Annotated in this window: 11 protein-coding genes and 1 tRNA gene; 7 read left to right on the plus strand and 5 right to left on the minus strand. The window is 64.7% G+C overall.

The genetic code is table 11. The annotated features are described in order from the left end of the window. Positions 1-73: 73 nt before the first annotated feature. Positions 74-271 (minus strand): preprotein translocase subunit SecE, encoded by a 198-nt coding sequence (secE, locus tag R2C4_RS16130; RefSeq protein ID WP_008554326.1) that lies wholly within the window; start codon positions 269-271, stop codon positions 74-76. Between the two features lie 205 nt (positions 272-476). Here secE and R2C4_RS16135 point away from each other — a divergent pair, with 205 nt between their 5' ends. Beyond that, positions 477-2,621, plus strand: coding sequence for an O-linked N-acetylglucosamine transferase, SPINDLY family protein (locus tag R2C4_RS16135; protein WP_141891415.1), 2,145 nt, complete (start codon positions 477-479; stop codon positions 2,619-2,621). A 57-nt stretch (positions 2,622-2,678) separates the two neighbouring features. Here R2C4_RS16135 and R2C4_RS16140 read toward each other — a convergent pair. Further along, a tRNA-Trp gene (locus R2C4_RS16140) sits at positions 2,679-2,754 on the minus strand. Between the two features lie 176 nt (positions 2,755-2,930). Between R2C4_RS16140 and R2C4_RS16145 the strand changes: the two genes are divergently transcribed. Next, positions 2,931-3,641 (plus strand): lysophospholipid acyltransferase family protein, encoded by a 711-nt coding sequence (locus R2C4_RS16145; RefSeq protein WP_141891416.1) that lies wholly within the window; start codon positions 2,931-2,933, stop codon positions 3,639-3,641. An 89-nt stretch (positions 3,642-3,730) separates the two neighbouring features. Then, positions 3,731-4,336, plus strand: a complete 606-nt coding sequence (locus tag R2C4_RS16150) for a hypothetical protein (RefSeq protein WP_141891417.1) — start codon at positions 3,731-3,733, stop codon at positions 4,334-4,336. 309 nt (positions 4,337-4,645) lie between these two features. On the opposite strand, the gene tuf is transcribed toward R2C4_RS16150, so the two are convergent. The 3 genes from tuf to parC form a co-directional block, all read right to left on the minus strand. Further along, positions 4,646-5,821 carry an elongation factor Tu gene (gene tuf / locus R2C4_RS16155; protein WP_008555140.1) on the minus strand — a complete coding sequence of 392 codons (1,176 nt, stop codon included), beginning with the start codon at positions 5,819-5,821 and terminating at the stop codon, positions 4,646-4,648. Positions 5,822-5,944: 123 nt separating this feature from the next. Then, complete coding sequence (locus R2C4_RS16160) at positions 5,945-6,544, minus strand: hypothetical protein (protein WP_141891418.1); 600 nt, start codon at positions 6,542-6,544, stop codon at positions 5,945-5,947. A gap of 127 nt (positions 6,545-6,671) precedes the next feature. Beyond that, positions 6,672-9,020 carry a DNA topoisomerase IV subunit A gene (gene parC, locus R2C4_RS16165; protein ID WP_141891419.1) on the minus strand — a complete coding sequence of 783 codons (2,349 nt, stop codon included), beginning with the start codon at positions 9,018-9,020 and terminating at the stop codon, positions 6,672-6,674. Between the two features lie 430 nt (positions 9,021-9,450). Between parC and R2C4_RS16170 the strand changes: the two genes are divergently transcribed. From R2C4_RS16170 to R2C4_RS16185, 4 genes are all read left to right on the plus strand, one after another. Then, positions 9,451-9,915: an SH3 domain-containing protein gene (locus R2C4_RS16170; RefSeq protein ID WP_244940740.1), complete on the plus strand. Its 465-nt coding sequence runs from the start codon at positions 9,451-9,453 to the stop codon at positions 9,913-9,915. A gap of 36 nt (positions 9,916-9,951) precedes the next feature. Further along, the gene (locus R2C4_RS16175; RefSeq protein WP_141891421.1) at positions 9,952-10,782 is read left to right on the plus strand and encodes an SDR family NAD(P)-dependent oxidoreductase; all 831 of its coding nucleotides are present in this window, start codon (positions 9,952-9,954) and stop codon (positions 10,780-10,782) included. Positions 10,783-10,855: 73 nt separating this feature from the next. Beyond that, positions 10,856-11,059 carry a twin transmembrane helix small protein gene (locus R2C4_RS16180; protein ID WP_008553684.1) on the plus strand — a complete coding sequence of 68 codons (204 nt, stop codon included), beginning with the start codon at positions 10,856-10,858 and terminating at the stop codon, positions 11,057-11,059. A gap of 6 nt (positions 11,060-11,065) precedes the next feature. Continuing rightward, a complete protein-coding gene (locus R2C4_RS16185; RefSeq protein WP_141891422.1) occupies positions 11,066-11,638 on the plus strand; it encodes a cob(I)yrinic acid a,c-diamide adenosyltransferase in 573 nt (190 codons plus the stop codon). Positions 11,639-11,676: the final 38 nt, after the last annotated feature.

Below are 11,676 nucleotides of genomic sequence, written 5' to 3' on the forward strand. Positions count from 1 at the left end.
GTACCGCCCATTGCCGCCAAGATCAAGTGCAGCGCAGCAGCCGCGGCCCCGGAGCCGTCATACCGCTGCAGGCTTAGCCGAACATCCCCAGAAGGCCCTGCAGGCCATAGCGGATCAGCAGGTCGACCAGCGCGAAGAACAGCGCTGTCAGGGCCGCCATGATAAACACCATGACTGTGGTCAGCAGCACCTCGCGCCGGGTCGGCCAAACGACCTTGGACACTTCGGCACGCACCTGCTGGATGAACTGAACTGGGTTGATAGTCGCCATGCTGGGGGAGTCTCTCTGCTAGCAGTGCAGGCGATTTAACCGGTGCTGCCGCTGAATTCAAGCCCTGTGCCCGGCACCGCTGCAGCGGATCGGCCCCGGTCAATCCATTTTTAATCCACTTCGCGCAAAACTGTCCTCAGAAGCCCCGGTGCGTGACGCGTGCCGCGCAGGCGCCCTCCCGTGTGTTTCAGTGAGACAGGATGCCATGACACCCGCACATACCCTCTCCCAGGCCGAGCAGTTTGAACGTGATGCCAAGTTCGAAGATGCCGTGCTCGCCTACGCCGGAATTCTCGCCCGCAACCCGAAGAATGCCCGCGCCCTGCAGGCCCTGGATTCGCTGCGCGGCCGCCTGCGGGAGCAGCGCGAGCCATCCGCAGACACCAAGGCGGAGCTGGAGGCGGCGCTGGCGGCCGGGCGGCCGTTTGAGGCTGCCGACAGCTGCGGCGCCCTGCTAAAGACCTTCCGCGAGTCGCATTTCCTGTGGGACTTCCTTGGCCGCTGCCACCTGGCCGCCGGCCATCTCGACAATGCGGCCACCTGTCTGAACAAGGCCTGCGGCATCGACGCCAAGGAAGCGGGCACCTATGCCGCGATGGGTCAGGTTCACATGGCGCGCGGGCAGCTGGAGAATGCCGTGGCACTGTACCGCAAGGCGCTGGCGCTGGATGCCGATTGCCTGCTGGCGCTGCGCAGCCTGGCCGAGGCGCTGCCGCTTCAGGGGCGCAGCTCAGAGGCTGCCGCAGCGCTGCACCGGGCGGTTGCGCTGGCCCCCGGCGATGCCGCGCTGCACCTCACCCTGGCCGGCCTGCTGCAGAAGCTCGGCGCTGTGGAAGAGGCCGAGGACCACTACACCCGCGCCGTGGCTCTGCAGCCGGAACTGGCCGAGGCGCAGTTCCAGCTGGGCCTTCTGCTGAAGGCCGGGGGCCGTCCTGCGGATGCGCTGCCGTGCTTTGACAAAATCCTCCGGGCCTCCCCGTCCGACGACCGCGCCCGCACGCAGCGGCTGCATGTCCTGGCAGAGCTTTGCGACTGGCGCTGGGTGCAGGAGTACGAGGAGTACCGCCGCCTTCTGGGGCTGCGCAGCAGCGGCTGCGATCCCAGCGCGCTGATGGTGATGGAGGACAACCCGGACCTGCTGCGGGTGCGGGCGCAGGCCTATGCCAGCGAGGTGTTCCCCGAGGTGGAGCCGCAAACCGCCCCGCCCGCGCCGCAGCGGCCGGAACGGCTGAAGGCCGGGTATGTCTTCTCTGCCCGCGACGCCGAAGACGTGCTGAGCCATCATGCGGCAATTTTCGCCGCACACGACCGCAGCCGGTTCGAAGTCTTTGCCTATGCCACAGGCCCGGGGCTTGCGGAGGAAACCGCCGCTACGCTCCGCAGCTCTGTCTCTTGCTTGCGCATACTGGACGGAACCTCAGGCGGGGCCGCCGCCGTCAAGGCCGACGGGCTAGACATCGCCGTTGACCTGTCAGGCTATTGCGGCGGCAACCGGAGCGGCCTGTTCAGCGCCAGGCTGGCGCCCTTGCATATCGCCTGGCCCGGATACCCCGGCACCATGGGAACCGCGGCCTTTGACTATCTGCTCAGCGACAGCACCACCTGCCCGCCCGGCAGCGAGCGGTACCACAACGAACATCTGCTGCGCCTGCCGGACAGCTGCCTGGCGGTGACCGCGGCGGTAGCCGCCAGCGGCGCGGAGCGGGCGGATTGCGGTTTGCCGGACACGGGCTTTGTCTTCTGCAGCTTTGCCCCGGCCAGCCAGATCACGCCGCAGGAATTCGGTATCTGGATGCGCCTGCTGTGCAGCACCCCGGACAGCGTGCTGTGGCTGCTGGACCACGGCGCGCACGCCGTCTCGAACCTGCGCCGCGCCGCGGCCGCCCGCGGTGTCGACCCGGACAGGCTGGTCTTTGCCCGGCCTGCAGAGCGCACGGAGCATCTTGCCCGGCTGACGCTGGCCGGCCTGTGCCTCGACACCTTCACCGTCAATGCCAGCGCTGCCGCCCGCGATGCGCTGGCCGCCGGGGTGCCGGTGCTCACCCTGCCCGGCCAGCAGTTTGCCGCCCGCACTGGAGCAAGCCTGCTGCAAGCCGCCGGAATGCCGGAGCTGATCGCAGACAGCGCGGAAGACTATGAGGCAAAAGCTGCGGCACTGGCCGCGGATCCGGAGGCCTGTGCTGCTATTAAACGCAAGCTCCGTGAGCGGCAGCAGGACGCCCCCCTGTTCTCAGCCGCGCGGTGCGCCAGGCAGATCGAGAGCGCTTATGACGCGGCTTATGACCAGTTTTTGCGAGGTGTTTCCCCCAGCCACCTGACACTCTCCGGCACGCAGGCGCCTCAGGGGTAACGCACAAGCGCCGTCCACCCGCCGTGGGCGGCCTGAGCTTTCGGATTTTCGGGAGACTGGCAGGGGCAGCAGGGTTCGAACCCGCGACCTACGGTTTTGGAGACCGTCGCTCTACCAACTGAGCTATACCCCTGTGGTGCGGCATGTCCTAAGGCAGCCGCGCCGCGGTGGCAAGAGGGAAATCCGATTTTCTGCGTGCCGTGCGGCGGTTTGCGGGCCGCGGGCTTTGCCCGGACCCGCCCATGCGCTAAGACGGGCCGGAATACGGGCAGCGTGGCCCGCCAATCCCTTGGAAACGAGCCTGAAACCGTGAGCCTGAGAAAGAAATTCGCCGACAGCCCCCGGGTTAACCGCGCCATCGAAGGGCTGTTTGCCGCCTATGTGCGATTCGCCTTCCGCACCTCGCGTTGGCAGCGGAGCGGCTTTGAGGAGATGGACGCCTGCGTCCGCCGCGGCGAGCCGGTGATCTTTGTGCTGTGGCACCAGCGGCTGATCATGGCGCCCTATCTGTTCGACACCTCGCTGGGCCGCATCTGCGCGCTGACCTCGTCTGCGCGGGCCGGGCGGCTGGCCGGGCAGATCCTGGTGCGGCTGGGGTTTGAGACCGTCCCGATGTCGAGCCACAAGCGCCACGTCGCCCTGTCGCGCGAGGTGCTGCGCCGCACCAAAGACGGCTGTTCCATCGGCATTGCCGCCGACGGTCCGCGCGGGCCTGCACGGGTCTCTTCCACCGTGCCGGTGGTCTGGGCCCGGATGACCGGCTGCCGGGTTTTCACCGTCGCCTTTGCCGAAAAGAAGGTGATGAAGCTGCCAACCTGGGACCGGCAGATGCTGCCGCTGCCGTTTTCCCGCGGCGTACTGTTGTGCCGGGAATGGACCGATGAGGTGCCGAAGAAGCTCGGCGAAGATGAGGTGGAAACATTGCGGCTGAGCCTGGAGGCATCGCTGGATGCTATTACCGATGCCGCGGATGCGTCGGCGGGGCGCGGCAGTGAGGATCCAAAGACGAAGGCGGGCTGAGCGGGCGTTTGCGGCGGGCTGAGTGCCCACCCTACGAACACAATGCACCTCGCGAGCACGCAGATCGTCTGCCAGAAATTCGCTGGTTTTTGATCTGGAAAAGACCACACCAGATTGCATTCAACCAAAAGATGCGAAACGCTGGCTGGAACCAGCGTTCATTTCTTCAATTTGAATTTCCACAGGTCAAGTTGCAGTCCATCACCCTGCGCCTTCTGCGCGCCACAGCGTTCTGCGCCATTTCTGCCGCTTTCCTGATCTGCAGCGAGGCCCGGGCGGAGGCGGAAATCGATCTCGGGTCCCGCAACACAGTTTCACTGGAGGCAAAGGTTCTCTGGCCGAATGAATACGGCTTGTATCTAATGCTGCAGAAGAACCCGGATCTTTATTCGGAGCTTACCAGAAACGGGTACGATGTCAGCCCGCCCAATCAGACAACGGATGATCCCAACCTTCTCAGCTTCACCGTGAAAATCTATGAATGGAGCAGCGGTCGGGATGAACTGGTCTTTGAGCAATCGAACCTGAGGCCAAGTGTTCATATGATTCTCAACGAAGAATTCGGGCTGGAAGTTGCTTCGGCCCGGCTGGCCACCGGAAGATACCGGATTGAGGCGACTCCGGAAAACACCAATCACAGCCTGCTGGAAATTCCCGCAAGGCTGATGTTCATGAGAGCGTTAAGAGGGAAGTAGGCCGCTTGCAGGCCCCCGCCCGGACGCCGCGCGTTCGGGCCGCGCCCGGCGTGCGCCGAACCGGAGGCCTGCCTTTAGAAAGATGGGCGGGCGCGATTGCATTGCACCCGGAGCTGGCGCTCCCTGCGGCCTCAAAAGCTCCACCGAAGCTTTTGCAGGACGGCCTCCGGCCCCAGGCCGGTCCCTGCCCTGTTCAGGCGTTATTCCAAAAGAAAAGGGCCGCCCGAAGGCGGCCCTCTCTTAGATCAGAACCGTGTGGCTCTCAGCGGTTTTCCTGCGGAAAACCGCCTGCCGCCACCGTTTCCAAAATCACTCGATGATTTTGGAAACAACGCCAGCGCCGACGGTGCGGCCGCCTTCGCGGATGGCGAAGCGCAGGCCGTCTTCCATCGCGATCGGCGCGATCAGCTCAACGCCGAACTTCAGGTTGTCGCCCGGCATCACCATCTCGGTGCCTTCCGGCAGGGTCACGGTGCCGGTCACGTCGGTGGTGCGGAAGTAGAACTGCGGACGGTAGTTCGCGAAGAACGGGGTGTGGCGGCCGCCTTCTTCCTTGGTCAGGATATAGGCTTCGGCTTCGAACTTGGTGTGCGGCTTCACCGATTTCGGCGCGCACAGAACCTGGCCGCGCTCAACGCCTTCACGGTCGATGCCGCGCAGCAGCGCGCCGATGTTGTCGCCCGCTTCACCGCGGTCCAGCAGCTTGCGGAACATTTCCACACCGGTGCAGGTGGTGGTCTGGGTGTCGCGGATGCCGACGATCTCGATCGAGTCGCCCACGTTGATCACGCCACGCTCCACACGGCCGGTCACAACGGTGCCGCGGCCGGAGATCGAGAACACGTCTTCGATCGGCATCAGGAACGGCTGGTCAACCGCACGTGCGGGGGTGTCGATGTATTCGTCGACAGCCGCCATCAGCGCCTTGATCTTCTCTTCGCCGATTTCCGGATCACGGCCTTCCATCGCCGCCAGCGCGGAACCCGCGATGATCGGGATATCGTCGCCCGGGTAGTCGTAGGACGACAGCAGCTCGCGGATTTCCATTTCGACGAGCTCCAGCAGCTCTTCGTCGTCGACCTGGTCAACCTTGTTCATGAACACGACCATCTTCGGGATGCCAACCTGGCGGCCCAGCAGGATGTGCTCGCGGGTCTGCGGCATCGGGCCGTCGGCTGCGTTCACAACCAGGATCGCGCCGTCCATCTGGGCCGCGCCGGTGATCATGTTCTTGACGTAGTCGGCGTGGCCGGGGCAGTCGACGTGCGCATAGTGGCGCGCTTCGGTCTCATACTCGACGTGCGCGGTCGAGATGGTGATGCCGCGGGCTTTTTCTTCCGGTGCGCCGTCGATCTGGTCGTAGGCTTTGAAGTCACCAAAGTATTTGGTGATCGCTGCGGTCAGCGTGGTCTTGCCGTGGTCAACGTGGCCGATGGTGCCGATGTTGACGTGCGGTTTATTACGTTCAAACTTTTCCTTAGCCATGCCTTGGGCGCCTTTTGAAATGAGGGGTCAGCGTTGACCCGGTTTCCTCTGCGCGGGCGGATTATTTGGTTTGCGCGCAAAAATCAACCCGTTCCTGCTTGACAGAAGCGGAAATCACCGGGCTCAGCCAGCCGGGACCGGCTCCGCCGCAGCCGCTGCTGCCGCGCTTGCAACGCCCGCCGCGGGGCGCGGTGCGAACCAGCCCTGCTCCTTGTGGTTTTCGGCCATCCATTCCTCGACCTTGTCGGCGATATTGACCGCCAGCCCCTGGATCTGCTGTTCCTTGGTGCGGGCATGGCCCGACCCCAGCACCGCGCTTTCGCCGGTGGTGCTTTCGAAGATTTCCATTTGGTGCTTCTTGGCGAGGAATTTCTTGTTCGCCACGTCATAGACAAACACGTTCACCACCACCGCGCTTTTGGGAGAGAACAGCACCGGCACGCCGGGCGGTGCCAGCATGAAGCCTTCGAGCGTCACCGCCACATCGTATTGCTGGGTGCCCGCGTAGCGCCGCAGCCGGGTGTTCAGCGCATTCTCGATCGGGGCGGTCCATTCGCTGTGGTCGGCGTTGCGCGACAGCGGCCATTGCAGCGCCTTTTCGGTGTAGACATGAGTGACCCGGGCCTGGAACGCCCCCAGATCCTCGGGCGCTTCGTCCAGCCGGGTTTCACCGCAGGCAGTGAGCAGCGCGAAGGCGGCAAGCAGGGCAGAAATGCGGATCATGAGGCGTCCTCTGTAGGTATTCGGCCCCGCCGTGATAGCGCCGCGCGCCGCCGCGGGTAAAGACCCCTGAACAGGAACCCCCGCGCAGGTGGCGCGGGGGGCACAGGCTGGCAGGAAAATCCGCTGCCTATTTGAACTTGTAGCTCCGCGGGAAGCCGTGCGGCGGACGCTTGCCGACGCTGGCGCGCTTGCCCAGCCATTCGCCGAGGTCGGCCGCGTGGCGGGTCTTGCCGCCGCCCATTTCCCACTTGAGCCCGTCATCCCAGTTGAAGGTGGTGATGTCGCTGAGACCGCCGTCCAGCTCCAGCGAGCCCTGTTTGCCGCGGGCCATGTTGTATTTCTGCAGGCGCACGCCCTTGCCGCGGGTCAGCTCGGGCATCTCCTCGACCGCGAAGACCAGGAACTTGCCGTTCTCGGAGACCACAGCGACGTGGTCGCCCTCCACCGGGATACAGACCTTGGCGCGCTCGTCGTCCTTGACGTTCAGCACCTGTTTGCCGCTGCGGGTCTGGGCGACGATTTCTTTCTCGGCGCAGATGAAGCCGTTGCCCGCATCCGAGGCGACCAGCAGGCGGCCTTCCGGGTTGTGGATGAGCAGGTCGACGATCTCCGCCTCGTTCGGCAGGTCGACGATCAGGCGCAGCGGTTCGCCCATGCCGCGGCCGCCCGGCAGGTTGGCCGCCGACAGGGTGTAGAAGCGGCCGTTGGAACCGAACACCAAGAGCTTGTCGGTGGTTTCCGCGTGGAAGATGAAGCGCGGGGCGTCGCCGTCCTTAAACTTCAGCTCGCGGCTGAGGTCGATATGGCCGGTCATGGCGCGGATCCAGCCCATCTGGGAGCAGACCACGGTGATCGGCTCGCGGTCGATCATCGCCTCAAGCGGCACGTCTTCGGCCTCGCCTGCTTCGGCGAACAGCGTGCGGCGGGCGCCGCCTTCGTAGTCCTTGCCGAACTGTTTCTTGGTTTCCTTCAGCTGCTCGGAGATGCGGGACCACTGGAGTTCTTCGGAGGCCAGCAGGTCCACCAGCCCGGCGCGCTCCTCGCGCAGGGCGTCGCGCTCGCGGGTCAGTTCGATCTCTTCCAGCGTGCGCAAAGACCGCAGGCGCATGTTGAGGATCGCCTCGGCCTGCACCTCTGTCAGCTCGCCGACGCCTTGCGCTGGGGTGATGTAATCGGCCTCGGTGAGGGCGCGCGGGTGGTCCTTGCTCCAGTCCTCGCGGATCAGCGCGGCCTTCGGGTCCTCGTCATAACGGATGATGTCGATCACCCGGTCGAGGTTCAGGAAGGCAATGATGAAACCTTCGAGCACCTCCAGCCGGTGGTCGATCTTTTCCATCCGGTGGCGCGAGCGGCGCTGCAGCACGTCGCGGCGGTGGTCGAGGAAGGCGCGCAGCACCTCCTTCATCGAGCAGACCTTGGGGGTCACGCCGTCGATCAGCACGTTCATGTTGAGGCTGAAGCGGATTTCCAGGTCCGAGTTGCGGAACATCATGTTCATCAGAACCTCGGGGTCCACGTTCTTGGACTTGGGTTCCAGGATGATGCGGATGTCATCCGCCGATTCGTCGCGCACATCGGCGAGGATCGGCACCTTCTTGGTCTGGATCAGCTCGGCGATCTTCTCGATCAGCTTGGACTTCTGGACCTGATAGGGGATCTCGGTGACGACGATCTGCCACTGGCCGCGGCCCAGGTCCTCGACCTCATGCTTGCAGCGCAGGCGGAAGGAGCCGCGGCCGGTGCTGTAGGCCTTGGCGATGTTTTCCTTGGGCTCGACGATGATACCGCCGGTGGGAAAGTCCGGGCCGGGCACATAGTTCAGCAGCGTGTCATCGCGGGCATCCGGTGTCTTGATCAGATGCAGGCAGGCGTCGATCAGCTCGGCAATGTTGTGGGGCGGGATGTTGGTGGCCATGCCCACCGCAATGCCGGCGGCACCATTGGCCAGAATGTTCGGGAAGGTCGCGGGCAGCACCGCCGGTTCGGTCAGGCGGCCGTCGTAGTTGTCGCGGAAATCGACCGCATCCTCGTTGAGGCCGTCCAGCATCGCCTCGGCCACGAAGGTCATCCGCGCTTCGGTGTAGCGCGACGCCGCCGGGTTGTCGCCGTCGATGTTGCCGAAGTTGCCCTGGCCGTCGACCAGCGGGTAGCGGACGTTGAAGTCCTGCGCCAGGCGCGCCATCGCGTCATAGATCGCGGCGTCGCCGTGGGGGTGGAAGTCGCCCATGGTGTCGCCGGAGATCTTGGCCGACTTCAGGAAGCCGCCAGTGGAGCTGAGCCGCAGGCGGTTCATCGCATAGAGAATGCGCCGGTGCACCGGCTTCAGCCCGTCACGCGCGTCGGGCAGCGCCCGGTGCATGATGGTGCTGAGCGCATAGGTCAGATAGCGCTCGCCAATGGCGCGGCGCAGCGGTTCCAGGATTTCACCCTGTTCAGGGGCAGACGGCATGTCGGGATCTTCTACCAGGTCGGTCATGAAATCGTGATACTGCCGCCGCCGGAATTGGTAAAGCGGGCGTGCGCGAAATTCGCACAGGTTTGCCGCCCGGCTGCAGGGCGCGGGGGAGAAGACAGAAGAGTCTCCCCTGTTTCCCGGACGGTAACTTGCCCTAGATAGAATGGAACCAGGCAGCCGCGCCGCGCGTTACTTTCCAAACTCTTGCAATCAGGGCAGCGGCCTTTTGCGGGTCATTGGATTTGCCTGTTTATTTTTGGTCTGGGGGGACCTGGTTATGTCGCGATTTGTTATGTTGTCCTTCGCTTTTCTTGGGTGGGGATTTTATGAGCTGAGCGGCGGAGCGGATTTTGAACCGCCTCAGCGGCCTGAACCGGTCGCCGCTGCCAAACCAAGCACAAGCGCGCCCGAAACTGCCAGAATCACCGCGGCCTCCCTAAAGGCCCAGCCTGTGCTGACCCGCCGGTCACAGGCGAAATCGCCGGTGCGCCCCAAGGCTGACCCGGCGCTGCGGCAGCGTGTGGCAGCCGCGCAATTGGTCAGCGCGTCCAGCGTCCTTGCCTCCACCCAGTCCGCATTCTCGGTCGGCTCCGGCGGCGGCACGCTGCAGCTCGCCTCTCTGGATGGCGGCCTGGCCGCGATCACGGCAGCCCCCGCCCCGCAGACTGCTGAGGTCCCTGCCGCGGCGGCAGAACCTGCTGCGGAACCGGTCATCGACCGCCGCCGGATCCGCGCGTCGCGGGTGAACATGCGCCAGGGACCGGGCACCAACTATCCGGTGCTCGCCCGGCTTCTGGCCGGTGAAGAGGTCATCGTGATCGAGGACACCGGCACCGGCTGGCTGCATCTGCGCGCGCCCGAAAAGGGCATTGTCGGCTGGATTGCCGCTTCCCTGGTGAGCAAGAAACGCCCATAACTGGCCCCGGGCAATCCGGGTCGAAGGGCGTTTCGCATGAAAAAAACCATCCTGATTACCGGCTGCTCCTCCGGCATCGGCCTGGATGCGGCGCGGGGAATGCGGGAGCGGGGATGGCGGGTTTTTGCCTCCTGCCGCCAGCAGCGCGATTGCGACCGGATGCGCGCCGAAGGGTTTGAAAGCCCGCGCATTGATTACACTGATCCTGGCAGCATCGAGTCCGGCCTGGCAGAGGTGCTGGCGGCCACCGGCGGCACACTGGATGCGCTGTTCAACAACGGCGCGCACGGCTTGCCAGGCGCGGTGGAGGACTTGCCCACCGACGCCCTGCGGACGATTTTCGAAGCGAATTTCTTTGGCTGGCACGAGCTGACCCGGCAGGTAATCCCGGTTATGCGGGCGCAGGGGCACGGGCGGATCGTGCAGAACTCCTCGATCCTAGGCTTTGTCTCCTTTCCGTGGCGCGGCGCCTATGTGGCGACGAAATACGCGCTGGAAGGGCTGACCGACACCCTGCGGGTCGAGCTGAAGGGGTCCGGCATCCACATGGTGCTGATTGAACCGGGGCCGGTGACGTCGAAGATCCGGGAAAAGTCGATCCCGTATTTCGAGCGGTTCATCGACTGGAAAGCCTCGCCGCTGCGCGAGCTTTACGAACAGCGGCTGCTGAAGCGGCTTTATGAGAGCCGCGGCCCGGACCGGTTCGAGCTGCCGGCCTCTGCCGTCACCGCCAAGCTGGCGCATGCCTGCGAATCCCGCCGCCCGCGGCCGCGCTATTATGTGACCGCCCCGACCCATATCGCGGGCGTCCTGCGCCGCATCCTCAGCACAAGGGCAATTGACCGCATCCTGGTGCGGCTCGGATAGCGGATTCGCGGTCGCCTTCGGCTGCCGCGCGGGGTAGACGGGGCCAACAGAATTGATACGCTTGGGGGACAGAATGAGCGATCCGCTGTATTATCTGGCACTGGCAGCCGTGGCGGCTGTGGTTGTGGCGCTGGTCATCGGCATTGGCGGCTTTGGCAAGGGCGGCGAGTTCAACCGCCGCAATGCAAACAAGATGATGCGCCTGCGCATCCTGTTTCAGTTCATTGCGGTGGTGCTGGTGCTGTCCTACGTCTATCTGCGCAACCAGGGAGGATAAGCGGCGATGGTCGTCCTGAACAAGATTTACACGCGTACCGGCGACAAGGGCGAAACCGCCCTGGGCAACGGCGAGCGGGTGGCCAAGCATTCGGCCCGCGTGAACGCCTATGGCACCTCGGATGAGCTGAACTCTTTTGTCGGCGTGGCCCGGCTGGAGGCAGACGGCGAGATGGACGCCGCCCTGGCGCGCATTCAGAACGATTTGTTCGACCTCGGCGCCGACTTGTGCCGTCCGGAAATGGCACAGGATGCGGACGCCGAATACCCGCCGCTGCGGGTTGTGGCGGCGCAGGTCGAGCGGCTGGAAGGTGAGATCGACGTCATGAACAAGGATCTGGAGGCGCTGCGCAGCTTCATCCTGCCGGGCGGCTCGAAACTGGCGGCGCATCTGCATGTCTGCCGCACCGTCGCCCGCCGGGCCGAACGTCTGGCCACCGACCTCAGCACAACAGAGGACGTGAACCCCGCGGCTGTGAAATACCTGAACCGCCTCAGCGACTGGTTCTTTGTCGCCGCCCGCACCGCCAACAACGGCGGCAAGGACGACGTCCTGTGGGTTCCCGGCGCCAACCGCTGAGGCGCCCCTGCCCCGGTCTGATCCCAGGTCTGTTCCTT

The sequence above is a fragment of the Leisingera aquaemixtae genome, assembly GCF_006740765.1.
GTDB classification, from domain to species: Bacteria; Pseudomonadota; Alphaproteobacteria; order Rhodobacterales; family Rhodobacteraceae; genus Leisingera; species Leisingera aquaemixtae.